At 45.0% G+C, this 19,777-nt stretch carries 18 protein-coding genes; 16 read left to right on the top strand and 2 right to left on the bottom strand.

Annotated features, from left to right (window positions below; translation table 11 throughout):
* Window positions 1-54 precede the first annotated feature (54 nt).
* The 10 genes from KQI22_RS02185 to dnaB all read left to right on the top strand — a co-directional run bounded on the left by KQI22_RS02185 (window position 55) and on the right by dnaB (window position 10,146).
* On the top strand, window positions 55-1,605 hold the full coding sequence (locus KQI22_RS02185) for a DUF3794 and LysM peptidoglycan-binding domain-containing protein (RefSeq protein WP_216550444.1): 1,551 nt from the start codon (window positions 55-57) through the stop codon (window positions 1,603-1,605).
* 164 nt (window positions 1,606-1,769) lie between these two features.
* A complete protein-coding gene (gene ispE, locus KQI22_RS02180; protein ID WP_216550443.1) occupies window positions 1,770-2,642 on the top strand; it encodes a 4-(cytidine 5'-diphospho)-2-C-methyl-D-erythritol kinase in 873 nt (290 codons plus the stop codon).
* Window positions 2,642-3,316 carry a GntR family transcriptional regulator gene (locus KQI22_RS02175; RefSeq protein ID WP_216550442.1) on the top strand — a complete coding sequence of 225 codons (675 nt, stop codon included), beginning with the start codon at window positions 2,642-2,644 and terminating at the stop codon, window positions 3,314-3,316. Before ispE ends, KQI22_RS02175 begins: the two co-directional genes overlap by 1 nt.
* Window positions 3,317-3,362: 46 nt before the next feature.
* On the top strand, window positions 3,363-3,632 hold the full coding sequence (locus tag KQI22_RS02170) for a hypothetical protein (RefSeq protein WP_216550441.1): 270 nt from the start codon (window positions 3,363-3,365) through the stop codon (window positions 3,630-3,632).
* Window positions 3,633-4,076: a DUF1934 domain-containing protein gene (locus KQI22_RS02165; protein ID WP_216550440.1), complete on the top strand. Its 444-nt coding sequence runs from the start codon at window positions 3,633-3,635 to the stop codon at window positions 4,074-4,076.
* An 81-nt stretch (window positions 4,077-4,157) separates the two neighbouring features.
* A complete protein-coding gene (pfkB, locus tag KQI22_RS02160; RefSeq protein ID WP_216550439.1) occupies window positions 4,158-5,066 on the top strand; it encodes a 1-phosphofructokinase in 909 nt (302 codons plus the stop codon).
* 169 nt (window positions 5,067-5,235) lie between these two features.
* Entirely contained in the window at window positions 5,236-6,228 is a 993-nt protein-coding gene (locus KQI22_RS02155) for an aldo/keto reductase (protein ID WP_216550438.1), read from the top strand.
* A gap of 44 nt (window positions 6,229-6,272) precedes the next feature.
* Entirely contained in the window at window positions 6,273-8,324 is a 2,052-nt protein-coding gene (locus KQI22_RS02150) for a DHH family phosphoesterase (RefSeq protein WP_216550437.1), read from the top strand.
* 25 nt (window positions 8,325-8,349) lie between these two features.
* On the top strand, window positions 8,350-8,796 hold the full coding sequence (rplI, locus tag KQI22_RS02145) for a 50S ribosomal protein L9 (protein WP_216550436.1): 447 nt from the start codon (window positions 8,350-8,352) through the stop codon (window positions 8,794-8,796).
* A gap of 18 nt (window positions 8,797-8,814) precedes the next feature.
* Entirely contained in the window at window positions 8,815-10,146 is a 1,332-nt protein-coding gene (gene dnaB / locus KQI22_RS02140) for a replicative DNA helicase (protein WP_022004856.1), read from the top strand.
* Between the two features lie 807 nt (window positions 10,147-10,953).
* On the opposite strand, the gene KQI22_RS02135 is transcribed toward dnaB, so the two are convergent.
* Window positions 10,954-11,124, bottom strand: a complete 171-nt coding sequence (locus KQI22_RS02135) for a DUF362 domain-containing protein (RefSeq protein ID WP_216550435.1) — start codon at window positions 11,122-11,124, stop codon at window positions 10,954-10,956.
* Between the two features lie 330 nt (window positions 11,125-11,454).
* Between KQI22_RS02135 and pflB the strand changes: the two genes are divergently transcribed.
* The 4 genes from pflB to KQI22_RS02115 all read left to right on the top strand — a co-directional run bounded on the left by pflB (window position 11,455) and on the right by KQI22_RS02115 (window position 16,228).
* Complete coding sequence (gene pflB / locus KQI22_RS02130) at window positions 11,455-13,722, top strand: formate C-acetyltransferase (protein ID WP_216550434.1); 2,268 nt, start codon at window positions 11,455-11,457, stop codon at window positions 13,720-13,722.
* 332 nt (window positions 13,723-14,054) lie between these two features.
* The gene (gene pflA, locus KQI22_RS02125; RefSeq protein WP_216550433.1) at window positions 14,055-14,789 is read left to right on the top strand and encodes a pyruvate formate-lyase-activating protein; all 735 of its coding nucleotides are present in this window, start codon (window positions 14,055-14,057) and stop codon (window positions 14,787-14,789) included.
* A gap of 345 nt (window positions 14,790-15,134) precedes the next feature.
* Window positions 15,135-15,956 carry a Bax inhibitor-1/YccA family protein gene (locus KQI22_RS02120; protein ID WP_216550432.1) on the top strand — a complete coding sequence of 274 codons (822 nt, stop codon included), beginning with the start codon at window positions 15,135-15,137 and terminating at the stop codon, window positions 15,954-15,956.
* An 80-nt stretch (window positions 15,957-16,036) separates the two neighbouring features.
* A complete protein-coding gene (locus KQI22_RS02115) occupies window positions 16,037-16,228 on the top strand; it encodes a DUF1858 domain-containing protein (RefSeq protein ID WP_216550431.1) in 192 nt (63 codons plus the stop codon).
* An 86-nt stretch (window positions 16,229-16,314) separates the two neighbouring features.
* On the opposite strand, the gene KQI22_RS02110 is transcribed toward KQI22_RS02115, so the two are convergent.
* Window positions 16,315-17,025, bottom strand: coding sequence for an adaptor protein MecA (locus KQI22_RS02110; protein WP_216550430.1), 711 nt, complete (start codon window positions 17,023-17,025; stop codon window positions 16,315-16,317).
* 563 nt (window positions 17,026-17,588) lie between these two features.
* On the opposite strand from KQI22_RS02110, the gene KQI22_RS02105 reads away from it, so the two are divergent.
* Complete coding sequence (locus KQI22_RS02105; RefSeq protein WP_216550429.1) at window positions 17,589-17,816, top strand: hypothetical protein; 228 nt, start codon at window positions 17,589-17,591, stop codon at window positions 17,814-17,816.
* A 138-nt stretch (window positions 17,817-17,954) separates the two neighbouring features.
* The gene (locus KQI22_RS02100) at window positions 17,955-19,757 is read left to right on the top strand and encodes a glycosyl hydrolase family 18 protein (RefSeq protein ID WP_216550428.1); all 1,803 of its coding nucleotides are present in this window, start codon (window positions 17,955-17,957) and stop codon (window positions 19,755-19,757) included.
* The last annotated feature ends 20 nt before the right edge of the window (window positions 19,758-19,777 follow it).

The raw sequence follows: 19,777 nt of genomic DNA, 5'->3' as shown, positions 1-19,777 counted from the left end.
CCCGGTGGCAGACATACAATAAACAAAGTGATGTATGCGCTGGGAGGTTTTTTTATGGATATCATACATAATAACATTCATATGGATATGGTAAAATGCCGGGCTGTCAGTCAGATGACGCTGGAAGATGATATGAATCTGCCGCAGGATAATCCTGATCTGGATAAAATCATATTTCGGGAAGGGACACTGAATCTGACCGATACGGTTGTGACAAATGATCATGTGCTGGTGAAAGGGCAGCTTCTGGTGACAGTGCTGTATCTGTCCGAGGACGAAGAGGAAAGGCTTGCCAGAACAACAGGAAAGCTGAGCTTTGAAGAAAATGTGTATCTGGAGGGCATACAGCAAAACGATACGGTCGATGTGACATGGAAGATCGAGGACCTTTCCGTTACCATGATCAATTCCCGCAAGATCAGTGCCAGAAGCATGATCACGCTGACGCTCCAGTCGGATCAGCTCTATGATGAAGAAGCGGCGGTCGACCTGATGGATGCGGAAGGGATCGAGTTTCATAAAAAACAGATGGACATTACCTCGCTGGCAGTCTGCAAGCGGGATATTTACCGGATCAGACAGGATCTGGAGCTGCCTGCAAGTATGCCTAACTTCTATCATGTGATCTGGCAGAGTATCCGGATCGCTTCCGTTGATATGCGCCCTATGGAGGAAAAGATCGCGATCAGCGGTGAACTGTCTGTTTTCCTTTTGTATGAAAGCATGCAGGACGGCGATCATCAGTATTATGAAACAACGCTTCCGTTCTCCGGAACGATCGACTGTCAGGGCAGCAGGGAAATGATGATCCCCGATATCCGCTATACGATCGCAAGCCGTGAGGCGGAGGTCAGACCGGATCTGGACGGGGAAGAACGTTGCTTTTCCATGGAGCTTGTACTGGATCTGTGTATCAAGCTGTATGAACAGCAGCAGATCTCCGTTATTGAGGATGTATATGGCACACGCAATGAGGTGCAGGCAGATGTCAGGGACGGAAACTTCCGTCATATGCTGCTGCGCAACAGCGGCAAATGCCGTGTGACGGAAAAGAGAAAGATAGAGCACACGGGAGCAATTCTGCAGCTGATCCACAGTGAAGGAGAAGTCTATACGGATAGTACTTCTGTGCAGGAAAACGGGATCGAAGTGGAAGGGACTGTGCATATCAAATCGCTGTATGTGACAAGTGATGACAGAATGCCTTATGCAGCATTTGAAGATGATATCCCATTCAGCTATCTGCTGGAAGCCAAGGCTGATGCCAAAGACTGTGAGGTGAACCTGCAGGTTGCTTTGGAACAACTGAGTGTCACGATGCTGGACGGACAGGAGATCGAAATCCGCATGACGATCGATGTGGCAGCAGTCCTTCTGGAACCGTATACGATGCAGCTTGTCAGAGATGTGGAGGTTCTGCCGCTGGATAAAGAAAAATTCAGGGCACTTCCCGGTATTGCGGTTTATGTGGCAAAGCCGGAAGACAGTCTGTGGCAGATCGGAAAGAAATATTATATGCCCGTTGCCCGGATCAAAGAACTCAACGGACTGACAACCGATACATTAAAAGGTGGCGAAAAGCTGCTTCTCGTAAAAGAAAGATAGCAATTTCCATCAGCAGACAGATGGCGCAAAAAGCAGGCGGTGTATATCCGGTTGCTTTTTTGCGTTTTTCGGTATATAGTAAATTGTACTGATATTGATACAATCTGATGAAACTATTCAGAGAATGGTGCTGAATAGTTTCAATAAGGCGAGGAACGCAAACTATGGAGCAAATCACAAAAAAGGCATATGCCAAGATCAATCTGGTGCTGGATGTCACAGGCAGACTGCCAAACGGATATCATGAGGTCAGTATGGTCATGCAGAATGTTGGCATACATGACACACTGACGTTTACAAAAAGAGAGGATGAGCAGATCGTCCTGACAACAAACGACGGACAGCTTCCGTTAGGAGAAGACAACCTTATATATAAGGCAGTTCTGCTGCTAAGGGAGCTGACAGGAAACAAAGACGGTGTGACAATTCATTTAGAAAAAAGGATCCCCGTGGCAGCAGGCATGGCAGGCGGCAGTACAGACGCTGCAGCCACACTTCTGGGCGTCAATGAGCTTCTGGGACTGGGGCTTCAAAAGGAACAGCTGCAAGAGGAAAGCGTCAGGATCGGCGCAGATGTGCCATATTGTGTGCTTGGGAAAACTGCCCATGCTCAGGGCATCGGAGAAAAACTGACGGAGGTCGCATCGCCGCCGCAGGCATATCTGGTTGTCGCAAAGCCGGATATCAACGTGTCAACGCCTGTTGTATATCGAGCACTTGACAGCCTGCCTTCTTATCCGCACCCGGATGTGGAGGGCATGATACACGCACTGGAACAGAAGGATTTAAATGCCCTCTGTGAAAGGCTCGGAAATGTGCTGGAGCTTGTGACGGCAAAGGAATATCCGGTGATCGGGCAGATCGAGGATATTTTGCTGAAAGAGGGAGCACGGGCAGCACTGATGAGCGGAAGCGGGCCAAGCGTATTTGGTATTTTTGATACAAAGGAGCAGGCACAGACTGCCTGCAAAGCACTGGAAAAAGCAGCACTTGCGAAACAGCTTTTTGTGACGACATTTGAAAATGGAGAAGGTTGATGAAGGATTTCATGCAGGAAAACATGGACGAATTTTTACCACTGAGGGAAGTGGTGTTTAAGACACTCAGACAGAGCATTCTGACGGGAGAACTGAAACCGGGCGAACGGCTGATGGAGATCCATCTGGCGGATAAACTCGGTGTCAGCCGTACGCCGATCCGGGAAGCAATCCGTAAGCTGGAGCTGGAGGGACTTGTGACCATGATCCCGCGCCGCGGGGCGGAGGTTGCCAAGATCTCGGAAAAGAATCTGAAGGATGTACTGGAAGTGCGTACCTGTCTGGACTCGCTCGCGGTAAGACTTGCCTGCCAGAGGATCACGGATGAGCAGATCGCTGATCTGAAAAAGGCATGTGATGATTTTGTGCTGGCGACAAAGACCGGGGAAGCTACAGCAATTACAAAGGCAGATGTCAAACTGCATGATGTGATCGTGCGTGCAACGGGAAATGAACGTCTGCAGCAGATGATCAATACGCTGTCAGAGCAGATGTACCGTTACCGATTTGAATACATCAAGGACAGTGCCTATCATGCACTGCTGATCGAGGAACACAGGCGGATCTATGAGAGCATTGCAGCGCGGGACGAGGAGCGTGCAGTGGCGGAGATCACGCAGCATATAGAAAATCAGTTGCATACGATCCGAAAACATTTGCATTTTACGGAATAAAGTGGTAAAAATCTGTTGATACTCCCAAAAGAAGGGAGTGGAAAACATGAAAAAAATGTGGATGGAAACGATTATGTACGGAGCACTTTCCATGCTGTTCGGGCTGGCATTCTTTTTCAGCCTTTTATACGAGGATAACAGCATGGTCATGGGCAGATGCTACAGGATCGATCCTGCATATGCGCAGAAAACAACCTATACAGTGGAAATGTTAGAGCAGATGGATCTTGATACACTTCATACGGTCTTCCCGGAAGAGAAGATCAGATATGGATTTTATTTTTGTGGAAAGAAGCCGTCTGACAGGAGAAGATAAATGACAAAAGATGTTTTGATCTCTGTTTCGGGGCTCCAGATGGGAGAAGAAAAACCGGAGCAGATCGAAGTGATCAGCAAAGGAAATTTTTATCAGAAAAACGGCTATTCCTATGTGTTTTATGATGAAGTGATCGAAGGATTTGATCAAAAGGTCAGAAATATGATCAAATTCAAGGACGGTGCACTTCATGTGCAGAAGAAGGGCGCTGTCAATGTCAATATGGCATTTGAGGAAGAAAAGAAACACAATACCTGTTATGCGACGCCGTACGGTGATATTATGATCGGGATCGATACAGACAGCGTGGAGATCTCGGAAGAGGAAGATCACATCAGTCTGGATGTTGCATACCGGCTGGAAGCAAACTATGAGCATCTTGCCGATTGCCGGATCAAAATGGATATCCGGTCAAAAGAGAGCGGAATGCCTTTAATGTCATGAATCGGCAGATTCATGATGCAGCCTCGCCCCATCACCGAAGGTGATTTTTATGGGCGATGGTTCTAATGATGGAGGAATAAAATGATCTATACAGTGACGATGAATCCCTCTCTGGATTACCTGCTTTCCCTGCCCGTATTGCAGGCGGGAGAAACAAACCGCTCTGCGGCAGAACGGCTTGTGGCAGGCGGAAAAGGGATCAATGTATCGAAGATGTTACATAATCTGGGAACAGAAAGCACGATTCTGGGCTTTGCAGGCGGCTTTACGGGAGAAGAACTTTGCAGGCAGCTGACTGCTGCGGGACTGAAACAGGAACTGCTTTTTTTACAAAACGGGAATACAAGGATCAATGTCAAATTGTCTGCCGGACAGGAAACCGAGGTCAATGCAACGGGGCCGCAGGCGGAGGAAGCGGCTTTGCGGGCGTTTTATCGGAAGCTGGAAGCACTTTCGGCGGCAGATTACGTGGTTTTATCGGGCAGCTTATTGCCGGGCATGCCACGCGACAGCTACAGACAGATCATGCAGCACCTGCAGGGACGAGGTGTGCATTTTATAGTGGATGCAACGGGAGAAACGCTCAAAGAGACGCTTCCTTTGCATCCGTTTCTCATAAAGCCCAACCAGAGAGAACTGGAAGAAATCTTTAAAACAGAAATCACAGAGCGCAGTCAGGTGGCAGGATTTGCGAAGAGGCTGCAGGAAATGGGTGCGGAAAATGTGCTCGTATCGCTTGCGGGAGAAGGGGCTGTCTGCGTAGCGGCAGATGGCAGGATCTTTGACAGCAGACCGCCAGAAGGAAAGGTAGAAAGTTCTGTGGGCGCGGGAGATTCCATGGTGGCAGGCTTTCTGCATGGCTATCTGCAGGCGGAAGATTATAAAACGGCTTTTCTGGAAGGCTTGTGCGCGGGCAGTGCCAGTGCTTTTTCGGAGGGCTTTGGTACAAAAGAACAGGTGGAAGAATTATTAGGACAAATAGTTTCATGACATTTCGGGAACCATCGCCCATGAAAATCACCTGCGGTGATGGGCGAGGCTACATCATGAACCTGACGGTTCATGACATTTTGGGAACCATCGCCCATGAAAATCACCTGCGGTGATGGGCGAGGCTACATCATGAACCTGACGGTTCATGACATTGGAGGTAAAAATAATGGCATATCAGGCAGATAAAAACAGATATCAGGAAATGGAATACAAAAGATGTGGCAGGAGCGGTCTGAAGCTTCCGGCAGTATCGCTGGGACTGTGGCACAATTTTGGCTCTTACGACAACTATGAAAACAGCAGAAAGATGTGTGAAACCGCTTTTGATCTGGGCATCACGCATTTTGACCTTGCCAATAATTATGGTCCGGAATACGGAAGCGCGGAGCGTAATTTCGGTACAATCTTAAAACATTCGCTCGGCGTCTACAGAGATGAAATGATCATCAGCACAAAAGCCGGCTATGATATGTGGGAAGGCCCTTACGGCGACGGTGGCAGCAGAAAATATCTGATGGCAAGCATCGACCAGAGCCTTCTGCGTATGGGACTTTCTTATGTTGATATTTTTTATCATCACAGACCGGATCCGGAAACACCGCTGGAAGAAACCATGGGTGCACTTGCCGATATCGTAAAAAGCGGGAAGGCATTATATGTGGGCATTTCCAATTATGACGGCGTACAACTGAAAAAAGCAGAGCAGCTCCTGACCGAGATGCACTGCCCGTTTATCATCAACCAGAATAAATATTCCATTCTCGACCGGACGATCGAAAAGAACGGACTCAAAGAAACAGCACCAAAGCTGGGGCTGGGCATTATTGCGTTCAGCCCGCTTGCACAGGGACTTCTGACCGATAAATACCTGCATGGGATCCCACAGGGAAGCCGTATCCAGAAAAACAGCCCGTATCTGACCGCCTCAAGCCTGACACCGGAAATGCTGCAGAAGATCTCCGCTTTAAATGATATGGCACGCGAGAGGGGAGAAAGTCTGGCACAGATGGCACTGAACTGGATCCTCAAGGATGATGCACTGACCTCTGTCCTGATCGGCGCATCCAGCCCGGCGCAGATCATCGAAAATACGACAAAGATCAAGCGTCATGCCTTTACGGAGGAAGAGCTCCAAAAGATTGACCGTATTGTATTTTAAAGGTATAATATAGTGGCGTATAAGAAAAACAAAGAGGAACTACTATGAAGCATAAATTAAAACTAAAGGGAAAACTGCAAACCTATCTGCAACTGTCGATGCTGTTGGGTATTTTGCTGGCGGTTGTTGATATCTGGATCTATACACTGGATATCAAAGCAGGTGTCGTACTATCCGGTTTTGTGCTTTTTTATCTGATCATGTCTCTGATCATGATGAATTTCAATAAATCGATCCTGATGAATGAGCTGGTCAGCTTTGCCACACAATATGGGCAGATCCAGAAACGGCTTTTGCGGGATTTTGAAGTTCCTACCGCACTTTTGGACGAAAACGGCAAGGTGATCTGGACGAACCGCACCTTTGAAGAAACGGTGCATAAGCCAAAGGGCTACAACAGAGATATTCATTCCTTATTTTCCTGTATCACAAAGGAAAAGCTGCCTAAAGAAAACAATGAACTGACAGAGCTTTCCTTCACCTATGAGGAACGCGAATTCACCGCAAAGATGCGTAAGATCCCACTGGCCGAAATGGTGGAAAACAGCGATATCTTTGAATCCGAAGGCAGATATGAAGGCTTTATGGTCGTTCTCTATCTGTTTGATGAAACTGCGCTGAAGATCGCGCTGCGTGAGAATGATAATCAGTCCCTTTGTGTCGGACTTTTATACATTGATAACTATGAAGAAGCCTTAGAGAGCGTCGAGGAAGTCAGACGATCCCTCTTGACGGCGCTGATCGAGCGAAAGCTCAATAAATACTTTGCAGCCTATGACGGTATTGTAAAGAAGATGGAAAAGGATAAATTTTTCGTCATTATCCGGAAGCAATCGCTGAAAAGGCTGAAAGAAAACCGCTTTGACCTGCTGGAAGATGTCAAGACGGTCAACATCGGTAACGATATGTCTGTCACACTCAGTATGGGAATCGGTTCTGACGGACTTTCTTATGGGCAGAATTACGAATTTGCAAGAACTTCCATTGATCTGGCACTCGGCCGTGGCGGCGATCAGGTTGTCATCAAAACGCCGGAAGGTGTTTCTTACTTCGGCGGTAAGAGCCAGCAGATGGAGAAGAATACAAGAGTGAAGGCAAGAGTCAAAGCGCTTGCCCTCAAGGAAATCATCACCACCAAGGACAAGGTGCTTGTCATGGGACATGCCAATACCGACGTGGATAGCTTTGGTGCAGCGGTCGGTATTTACCGGATCGCCAAGACACTTGGCAGAAATGCCCATATTGTCCTGAATACGACGAACAATACGATCAAGCCGTGGGTAGAGTCCTTTAAGAGCCGTCTGGATCATGAGGAAGATGCCATTATCACAAATACCCAGGCGATCGAAATGGCGGATAACAATACCGTCCTTGTTATTGTGGATGTCAATAAGCCGAGCATCACAGAATGCCCGGATCTTCTGAAATATTGCCGCAGTGTTGTCGTACTCGATCACCACAGACAGGGAGAAGAGGTTGTGGAAAATGCAACGCTTTCTTATGTAGAGCCGTATGCTTCCTCTGCATGTGAAATGGTTGCGGAGATCCTGCAGTATGTCGGTGACGGCATTAAGGTAAAAGGCGTGGAGGCAGACTGCCTGTATGCAGGTATTGTGATCGATACGAATAATTTCGTGGCAAAGGCGGGTGTCCGTACATTTGAAGCCGCAGCATTCCTGCGCCGGAGCGGAGCGGATGTGACGCGTGTCAGAAAGATGTTCCGTGAGGATGCCAACGATTACCGGGCAAAGGCGGATGCAGTCGGACAGGCAAAGATCTACATGGATGAATATGCCATTTCCGTCTGTCACGGAGAAAATACAAGTGCACCGACGGTTGTTTGTGCGCAAGCGGCAAATGAACTGTTGAACATCAAGGGCATCAAAGCCAGCTTTGTCCTGACACAATATAACCAGATGATCTACATTTCAGCGCGTTCTATCGACGAAGTCAATGTACAGATCGTTATGGAGAAATTAGGCGGCGGCGGTCATATGAATGTTGCCGGTGCACAACTAAAAGACACCAGCATTGAAATGGCGTGTGAGCGTATCAAGGATACCTTGAAAGAAATGAAGGAGTCCGGTGAAATCTAACATACAACGGAAAGGATGAGATACCATGAAGGTTATTTTATTAGAGGATGTAAAATCCATTGGAAAAAAGGGAGAGATCATTGAAGCAAGCGATGGCTATGCAAAGAACTTCCTGTTTAAGAAAAAGCTGGGCATTGAAGCAACGGCAGACAATAGGAACAACTTAAAGCTGCAGAAAAAGCATGAAGAAAAAGTAGCAGCAGAAAATCTGGAGGCAGCGCAGGAATTTGGCAAGGAGCTGGCTGAGCAGAAGGTTGTTGTGAAGATGAAAGCGGGAGAGAACGGAAAAGCATTCGGTTCCGTTTCCAGCAAGGAAATTGCAAAAGCATACGCAGACCAGTACAAAAAGGATCTGGATAAAAAGAAACTGATCCTGCCGGATGCCATCAAGAATTTCGGTACCTACGAAGTAAAGGTAAAGCTGCATCCGCAGGTAACGGCAGTTTTACATGTACAGGTAGTGGAGGCTTAACAGTAGGAGGTGCTACCTGTGGCAGAAGAAGCGATTCTGAAAAGAGTATTACCACATAGTATAGAAGCAGAGCAGTCCGTCATCGGATCCATGATCATGGATAAGGATGCGATCGTGACGGCATCTGAAATTCTGCACGGTGATGATTTCTACAGCAAGCAGTACGGTATCATTTTTGATGCCATGGTGGAGCTGCACGACAGCGCACAGCCTGTGGATCTGATCACATTACAGAACAAATTAAAAGAAAAAGACGTTCCGCCGGAAGTCAGCAGTTTGGAATTTGTCAAGGATCTGCTTGGCATTGTTCCGACGAGTGCGAATGTTGCCAATTATGCCAACATCGTTGCGGAGAAATCTCTGCTGCGCAAGCTGATCCGCCTGAATGAAGAAATCGAAAATACCTGCTACGCAGGTAAGGAAAGTCTGGAATTTATCTTAGAGGATACGGAGAAGCGTGTTTTTGATCTGGTGCAGAGAAGGAATACAGGCGATTTTGTACCGATCCGTCAGGTCGTTTTAAATGCGATGGATAAGATCGAGCAGGCGAGCAAGACGACCGGAACCGTAACGGGAATTGCGACCGGCTTTATCGATCTGGATTATAAGACATCGGGCATGCAGCCATCCGATCTTGTGCTGATTGCGGCGCGTCCTTCCATGGGAAAGACGGCGTTTGTTCTGAATATCGCACAGCATGTGGCATTCAAGCTGAAGGAAACGGTTGCGATCTTCAGTCTGGAAATGTCGAAGGAACAGCTTGTAAACCGTCTGTTCTCCTTAGAGTCCCGCGTGGACAGCCAGCATATCCGAAACGGTAATCTGACCGACAGCGACTGGGAAAGACTGATCGAAAGCGCAGGCGTGATCGGAGAATCCAATCTGATCATCGACGACACACCGGGTATCAGCATTTCCGAGCTCCGCAGCAAATGTCGAAAATATAAATTAGAGCATGATCTGAAAATGATCATAATTGACTACCTGCAGCTCATGAGCGGCAGCGGAAGGGCAGAATCCCGCCAGAACGAGATTTCCGAGATCTCCCGTTCCCTGAAAGCACTTGCGCGTGAGCTCCATGTTCCCGTACTTGCACTTTCGCAGTTGAGCCGTGCGGTAGAACAGAGACCGGATCATACGCCGATGCTCTCCGACCTGCGTGAATCCGGTGCGATCGAGCAGGATGCGGACGTCGTTATGTTCATTTACCGTGACGACTACTACAACCACGACAGCGAAAAGAAAGGGATCGCAACGATCATCATCGCCAAACAGAGAAACGGCCCGATCGGTGACGTGGATCTGGCATGGCTGCCTGATTACACAAAATTTGCGAACCTGGAACATTAAGAATGATAATTAATGATCGAAAGGACAGCATAAGCTGTCCTTTTTTGCTGCCTGTTATATATGTAGATTCGCCTTATAACTCTATATTGGGTTAGCCTACTGTAGATGTGTGGATTTGGGCGGGTATTTCATCCAAATACGGAAAGTGCAAAGATGTGTATGACCTTGCATGGGATGTCTTGGCACACATTCGTCCAAATCGATAAAAAGAGTGAAAGGGGATGAAGCATATGAAAATATATAACCGGATATTCGCCCAGAAGCGGATAAAAGAGCAAGGGCGGACGAAACATATGAAAAGACTTTGGCGCGCATTCGCCCAAAGCAGATAAAAGCGTAAGAGTGGACGAAGCAAATAAAACTACTTTGGCATGTATTCGCCCATATAGATAAGAAGGGACAAATAAGTATGCATATAATAAATGATTTACGATGAGAGATCTCGCATTGGAGGAAAATATTCGCCCATATTACAACAAAACAGCACATAAGGATGAATATAAATAAGATAGCGAAAAATACTTTCGCCCAAATTCGAACGAAAATGTCAATTTGTATGAAATGCAAATAAATAGAATAGAAAGAGTTCTGCAGAAATTCCTTTATTTTGCCGAATACTTTGTGGGGGATGGGACAGTATATTGCAAAGAACTATACCGAGAGCAAAAACGCCCCCATTACATCATTTCGGAAACAAATTCTGACGAGACAAAATTGATTAATTAGATTGTGTTAGTGATATTAATAATAAATAAGAGGACTTCCATCGGAAGTCCTCTTATTTATTCACTCATATTCACTCAGATATTAAGCTTCTTCGATAGAACCTGTTGGGCAAGCACCTTCGCAAGCGCCGCAATCGATACATACAGATGCATCAACTTCGAATTTGCCGTCTCCCATGCTGATTGCTCCAACCGGGCAAGCACCTTCACAAGCGCCACAAGCTACACATCCGTCATTAATCTTACGTGCCATAATGATATCCTCCTTGTTTTCTGAAACTTTTCATAACTTCATTTTTCTGAGATTGATATTTTTATATCAATAACAACTACACCACATTATATAAAAAAAATGACGGAAATACAAGAGGAATTCGCATTTATTTGCCGGGATATTTTTGGAATATTTCCGACAAGCGAAAAGTGCGGAATAAAAATGTATAAAATCGTATACATTGCGCAAAAGAGTTGACACTTTGCCCAAATAAGTAGTACACTTTTAACGTAAAAAATAGTTTGGGAAACTGCATTCCCAAGCTGTTAAATTATAGTATTCTTACCAATTAGAAGGAGGTATATTTTCATGGCAGAAGCATGGAGAGGCTTTAAGAAAGATGGCCATTGGGATGTAGACGTCAATGTACGTAACTTTATCCAGACAAACTACACTCCATATGATGGAGATGAAAGCTTCCTGGAAGGATCTACTGAAGCAACAGATAAGCTTTGGGGAAGACTTCAGGAGCTGCAGAAAGAAGAACGTGAGCACAACGGCGTTCTGGAATGTGAGACAGAGGTTGTTTCAAGTTTAACAGCTTATGGCCCTGGCTACATTGATGAGTCTATGAAAGATCTTGAGCAGATCGTAGGTCTTCAGACAGATAAGCCATTAAAGAGAGCATTTATGCCATACGGTGGTATTAAGATGGCTCAGCAGGCAGCCAGCACATATGGTTATGAAGTAAATCCTAAATTCGACAAGATCTTCAACGAGTATCACAAGACTCACAACCAGGCTGTATTTGATGCATACACAGATGAGATGAAAGTTGCTCGTCATACACATATCGTTACAGGTCTTCCGGATACTTACGGACGTGGACGTATCGTAGGTGACTACAGAAGAGTTGCTCTGTACGGTATCGATTTCCTGATCGAGAAGAAGAAAGAAGACAAGAAGAACTGTGGAAACGGAACAATGACAGAAGACATTATCCGTTTAAGAGAAGAGATCGCTGAGCAGATCAAAGCTCTTCAGGGAATGAAAGAAATGGCTAAGATCTATGGCTATGATATTTCAGGTCCTGCTACAAACGCTAAAGAAGCAGTTCAGTGGTTATACTTTGGCTACCTTGCAGCTATCAAGACACAGAACGGTGCTGCAATGTCAGTTGGACGTATTTCTACATTCCTTGATATTTATATCAACCGTGACCTTGAAGAAGGTACATTAACAGAGAAGGAAGCTCAGGAACTGATCGACCATATGACAATGAAATTCCGTATGGTTAAGTTCGCTCGTATCCCTTCTTACAACCAGTTATTCTCAGGTGACCCTGTATGGGCTACTCTGGAAGTTGGTGGTATCGGTATGGACGGACGTTCTATGGTTACAAAGAACGACTACCGTTTCCTGCATACTCTTGAAAACATGGGACCTAGCCCAGAGCCGAACTTAACAGTTCTGTACTCAAGCAAATTACCGGATAACTTCAAGAAATATGCTTCTAAGATTTCCGTTACAACATCTTCTATCCAGTATGAGAATGATGATGTTATGAAGCCAATCTGGGGCGATGACTACAGCATCTGCTGCTGTGTATCCGCTACACAGACAGGTAAAGAGATCCAGTTCTTCGGTGCACGTGCTAACCTTGCAAAATGTCTCCTTTACGCTATCAACGGTGGTAAAGATGAGAAGCATCTTGACAAAGAAGGCAAGCATATGCAGTGTGGTCCTGAAATCGCACCTATTACTTCTGAATACCTTGATTTCGACGAAGTTATGCATAAATACGATATCATGCTTGACTGGTGTGCAGCTCTGTATGTAAACATCCTGAACCTGATCCATTACATGCATGATAAATACTACTATGAAGCAGCAGAGATGGCTCTGATCGATACAGATGTAAGAAGAACATTCGCTACAGGTATCGCTGGTCTTTCTCATGTAGCAGACTCTCTGTCAGCTATCAAGTATGCTAAGGTTAAAGTTATCCGTGATGACCAGGGATGTGCAGTTGACTTCCAGACAGAAGGCGAATTCCCTAAATATGGTAACGATGATCCTAGAGCAGATGAATTTGCAGTATGGCTTCTGAAGACCTTCATGGAGAAGATCAAAAAGAACCACACATACAGAAATTCTGAGCCTACAACATCTATCCTTACAATTACATCTAACGTTGTATATGGTAAGGCTACAGGTGCTCTTCCGGATGGTAGAGCAGCATACACACCATTTGCACCAGGTGCTTCACCATCTTACGGTGCAGAGCAGAGCGGACTGTTAGCATCTCTTAACTCAGTTGCTAAACTTCCTTATGAATATGCTCTTGATGGTATTTCTAATACACAGACAATGGCTCCTTCAGCTCTTGGTCATGACCTTGACGAGCAGAAGACAACTCTGGCAGGCGTTCTCGACGGATACTTCGATCGTGGTGCTCATCACCTCAATGTAAACGTATTCGGTACAGAAAAACTGTTAGATGCTCAGGCACATCCAGAAAAACCTGAATATGCTAACTTCACAATCCGTGTATCTGGTTACGCTGTTAAATTCATCAGCTTAACAAAAGAGCAGCAGGATGACGTTATCGCAAGAACTTGCCATAAGAGTCTGTAATCAGATTTTTAGAGTTTAGATAATGCACTTTACGGGATCGGGCGTATTCACCCGATCCCGTTCTATATGTAGCGAGGTAACGAAATCAAGCATTGTCACATATTTGCGCAGCAAATGTGCGACTAAATAACCTGCGCAGCAGGTTATAGCTTCTGAGCGTACAACGAGAAATTAGAAAGCGCGAAGCGCGGCTGACAGCGAAGCTGGCAGGAATTTCGAGTATGAAAGAGGTAACGAATTTCGCGTATAAAACGCATGAAAAACCGATTTTGGTAAATAGTAATAAAAAACAATAAAAGTTAGCTGCCTGCGGGGCAGAGAAAGGATTATGTATGCTGAAAGGTAGAATACATTCAATAGAATCATTTGGAGCAGTCGATGGACCGGGCATTCGATACCTGATCTTTTTGAAAGGCTGTAATATGCGCTGCCAGTATTGCCATAATGTAGATACATGGAATCCGGAAACGGATAACCTGCAGACTGCTGACGAACTGTTAGATAAAGCGGAACGGTTCCGCAGTTACTGGGGCAATAAGGGCGGTATTACAGTAAGTGGTGGAGAAGCACTTCTGCAGATCGACTTTTTGATCGAGCTGTTCAGAAAAGCACATGAAAGAGGTATCAACACAACACTGGATACCTGTGGACAACCATTTACAAGAGAAGAGCCGTTTTTCTCTAAATTTAATGAACTGCTTAAATATACAGATCTGGTTATGCTGGATATCAAGCATATTGATGATGAAGAGCATAAGAAATTAACAGGTCATACAAATAAGAATATTCTGGACTGCGCAAGATATTTATCTGAGCAGGGCATTCCGATGTGGATCCGCCATGTACTTGTACCGGGTATTACAGATAAAGATGAATATTTAAAGAAAACAAGAGAATTCATTGATACGTTGGATACGGTCAAGAAAGTGGAGGTTTTACCATATCATACACTCGGCGCTTATAAGTGGAAAGAACTTGGCATTCCGTATAAGCTCGAGGGCGTAGATCCGCCAACGGAGGATCGCGTCGCAAACGCCAAGAAGATCCTGGAATTTTCGAAGGAGTAAAACGTTATTATTAAGCATAAACGACTTGGATGAAAGTTATTGATACAAAAACAGGAACAGCATATAGCAAGCAATCGGTAGTGTAGGCGACTGAGATTTATCGCTCGTTTACCCGGCGGCGAGATCGAAACGCTCTTTTTCGACCAGAGCCGGGTAAAATACGAGCAAGATAAATCGCAAGGCAGCCAAACGTGATTGCGGCTATATGCCGTTCCTGTTTTATTATCTGTATTTTTGTGTATGTAATCTTCAAAAATAAATTGCCATCCCACTGATTTTATATTATAGTTATGCGTAAGAATAACTTACATTTTATAGTGCCGTTTGGCAGGATAAGGGGGACTTATGGATAATAACTATCAGAATCAGTATAATGGTTATCAGAACAACTATCAGGATAGCTACCAGGGAAATACGGGAAACAGCTTTCCGGGTTGGGAAGACCAGAATTATGATATGATGCAGGGCGGCTTTGAAGCAGAAGAGCCTGTGAAGAAGACATTAGCTGATTTTAAGAGCATTATGTATGAAGAGGTTGTTGTAAAATCCTATCTGTTTATGGTGGCAGCACTTCTGATCACAGCTTTTGCAGCATTTACGGTTTCGCCGTATGTAGCGATCAAAATGCTGACAGGATACAATTTTTATCTGCTTTTGTTTAGTGAGCTGGGTATTGTACTTGTTTCCAACTGGGCGATTTCAAAGAACAATGCGGTTCTTGCCGGTGTTCTTTATACCGTATATGCGTATCTGACAGGCGTTCTATTATCTGTCATCTGCATGATCTATACAGGCAGCTCACTGGTAAAAGTATTCCTGCTGACAGCCGGTATGTTCCTGATCATGGCAGTTTACGGACTGGTCACTAAGAAAGACCTGACAAAAATGGGCAACATCTTGATGATGGCTCTGTGGGGACTGATCCTTGCAACCGTCTTCAATATATTTATCTTCCGCGGATCGATGGTAGATTTTGCATTGAGTATCGTAGGCGTTTTGATCTTTACAGGACTGACAGCCTATGATTCACAGAAGATCAAAGAAAATGTGTATATGGCAAATGACAGCAATATACTTTGCCTGTCACTGATGGGTGCATTTGAGCTGTATCTTGATTTTGTCAACCTGTTTTTGAAACTGGTGAGATTGTTCGGAAAGAAAAAATAAAGAGCCGTTGCTAAAAAACGACAGACAGGGTATACTATTTTAGGATAAAAATTGCATGATATGATAAAGGAGGATAAGAAATGGCACAGATAACAAAGGATATGACTATCGGTGAAATCATCAGAATCGATCAGAGTGTTATCCCGATCCTGATGGAAGCTGGTATGCATTGTATCGGATGTCCTTCCGCACAGGGCGAGACATTAGAAGAAGCAGCCATGGTTCATGGAATGGATATTGATGCGCTGATGAAAGCGATCAATGAAAAATAAAGAATCTGTTGATTCATGACATGAAAACCCGTAAGCATTTGCTTACGGGTTTTTCGCATTACAAGTAACAATTATTTACAGTCGTTTTAAATCTGGGCAAGCGCACAAACCGCATCTTCCGGAACGAGCATTTCAAAATGTTCCTGCAGATATGCGCTTCTGGCCGGTTCTACTTTCTGGATCGTGCCATATTCTGAGGCAATATTACATATTTTTCCGAATTGCTGCTGTGACATATCGCCCATTGTAAGAACCAGACAATACTGCATGGTGTCCGGGTCTTTATATAAAGAACTCTCTGCGGTATAGGCATCTTTCACGATACGGGAGAAGGTGCAAAGATGATTCAGGCTTGCCTGCAGCATACGTGGTGCTGCTGCCTTTGACTCCTCACTCTGTGTATTTGTAACAGTGCCGGCACTGTTTTTGATCTTCTGGAACAGATCCAGGACATCATCGGAAAAACGATCTGTGATATCTTCCTCTGCAGTATCATCTTCTGCACTGAGTGCAGGAGAAAACTTGGAAAAACGGGTATCGATCTCATCGGGATCTTCAACCTTGGTGATGATCAGCACGATACAATCCGCATTGACCGGAATTGCCTCGATCATAAGCGGGATATCTTCCGCTTCAAAGCCAAATTCGAAAGATGCCTGCTGCATCATGTCGCGGAACAGGTTTTTGGCTTTTTCGCTGCCATAGGCAAGTTCGCTGATCTTTAACTCTCTATTTGCAAGATCTGCACCTGTCAGGGTACATCTGATCTGATGGTCATTTACTTTTTCGATTTTCATATTATCACATCCTTATCTGATTTTATTCAAAAATCGACCTCAAACGACTGAAAATACTTGTTTCTTTTGTACAAGTATCTTATATCTTATGTCGGTTTTAGTCAATAGAAGTTACCTGTCAGGCAACTAATTTAATAAAAATTTTAACTTTTCTATTGTCAAAGAAACATTCTTCTTTTATAATCGTACCAATAAGAGATGCCATCCGAAGCAGTCTGCACTGGGAAGGGGGCACGATCTTACAGGATTTCGTTCAGATGCGATCCGCATCATCAGACAATATGGAATTGATATCGTGATCGGATATCGATTGTCTTTAAAGCACATACGTGTTTTATCAAACTATTTTCCAATATTAATTTTCAAACAAATAATTCAATATTACAGTATTTATTTTTTATGTCTTTGTGCGCGTCCGATGTCATCTCTTAGTATTCTATTCTTTATCATCACCACAATTTTAAAATATGATTCAAAATCTGGAATTATTATTCATATCACAGTAAATTTTCCTTTTGGGGGATCGGGTGAATGAGAAGAAAGCAACAGGAGGACAAATGCTTATGTCAGATCAGGGGCAGAAGCTCACGCAAATGCTGGATCGGATAGAAGTACAGTTTCAGGTTATGCAAAAGCTGCAGGACTGCTTGTCGACACTTGCGGGAGCAGAAAGAAATAACGTTGTGAAAGAAATGGATAGATATCATGCGGACAATTTTATGGCAGACTATGTCATGGATGCGTCCGGTGGTATAAAGGAGGTCAGATACGACTGGATTAAAAAAGAATAAGCCATGAGATACTATCAAAAATGGGACAGGTAACAGATAAAACAGCCCCTCTGTGTAAATCGTATGTGTATACTTGTCCCATTTTGTATAGTTTGGTATACTAAAACCGAATGTGGGATTCAGACAAAGGAGAACAAGATGGAAAAAAAGAAAATACTTCCCGTTGTGATCGCAGTCGTTTTGATGGTGCTGATCATTGTGGGCGCAGTCGGTGTCAAATTGTATGAGAAATATTCCTATTCCAAGGAAACAATGGATCTGTCTCAGTACTACGGAATCGAAAAGGAAGGGCAGGTTCCGATCATTCTGGCAGATGCGGTAACGGAGGAAAAGGCTGCAAATATAGATGGAAATGATTATCTGCCGCTGTCTTTTGTGCAGGAGCAGCTGAACAGCAGATTTTATTATGATGTGAATGAAAAACTGCTGCTTTATACAACAGCACTGGATCTGTATGAGATCCCGCTTGATTCGACGGCATATACGGTTTCAGGGGAAACTGCGGAGCATACATGCCCGATCTTTGTGCTGCAGGATGAGGTGCCATATGTATCACTCAGTTTTATGGAGGGATTTTCCAATTTTGTCTGCAACACGTATGAAGCACCACACAGATTGCAGATCTATACGGAAAATGTAACGCATCAGACCGCGGTGATCCGGAAAGCGACTGCTGTCCGGTATCAGGGCGGTATCAAAAGTGATATCTTAGAGCAGCAGGATGCAGGCAGCCAGGTGACTGTTCTGGAAGAAATGGAAAACTGGTCCAAGGTGGAAACAGCGGATGCAGTCATCGGTTATGTGGAAAATAAGCGTCTGGAAGCAGCAGAGGATCAGGCAGTAGAAGTGCCGATCAGCTATGTGATCCCGGAATATACAAGCATCCATAAAGATTACAAGATCAATATGGCATGGCATCAGGTGACAAATGCCGCTGCCAATGATGGTGTGGACGGTCTGCTGGCAAATACGAAGGCGGTCAATACGATCTCTCCGACGTGGTTCTTCTTAAATGATAACGCCGGTAACTTTACATCCATCGCAAGTCAGGCATATGTGGACGCAATGCATGCCCGCGGGATCGAAGTGTGGGCACTTATCGATAATTTTACCAATGATGTGGATATCGCACAGATCCTTGGTACGACGACGAACCGCAAAAATCTGATCTCCCAGCTTGTGGGAATTGTTACGGCAATGGGGATCGATGGCATCAACATTGACTTTGAGCAGGTTCCGGAAAGTGCGGGCAATGATTATGTGCAGTTTTTGCGAGAGCTTTCCATCAGTTGTCGGAAGAACCAGATCGTGCTTTCGGTCGATAATTATGTACCGACAGGTTATACAGCGCATTATGACAGAAAAGAACAGGGAACAGTCGTAGATTATGTGGTTATCATGGGATATGATGAACACTATGCAGGTTCTGCGGAAGCAGGCAGTGTGGCTTCGATCGGTTATGTACAGCAGGGCATCGAGGATACGGTTTCTGCCGTACCGCAGGAAAAAGTGATCAACGCGGTTCCGTTTTATACAAGACTCTGGAAATGGGGAGAAAGCCTGACAAGTGAGGCGCTTTCCATGTCCGCAGCCGCTAATTATCTGGCACAATACGGCGTGACAGCTTCCTGGGATGAAACGACCTGTCAGGATTATGCGACCTTTGAAGCGGATGGTGTGACCTATCAGATCTGGCTGGAAAATGCAAAGAGTCTGGAAGCAAAGCTGCAGGTGATGTCGTCTTATCAGCTCGGCGGTATTGCGGAATGGAAGCTGGGACTGGAAACACCGGATGTCTGGACACTGATAGAAAATTATGTCAAGAATGAAGCTGCCATAGATCCGGTCGTTTCAGATGAGACAGCGGCTGTGCAGGATGCAGACGGACAGACAGATACAGTGGATGAGCAGGCGCCGCTTCAGGAAATCGTGACAGAATAAAAAGAAGGCAGAAAGTCATA

The organism is Kineothrix sp. MSJ-39, assembly GCF_018917935.1.
Classification (GTDB): domain Bacteria; phylum Bacillota; class Clostridia; order Lachnospirales; family Lachnospiraceae; genus CAG-194.
The sequence above is the reverse complement of the archived record's forward strand: the minus strand, read 5'-3'. Positions and strand labels throughout refer to the sequence as shown.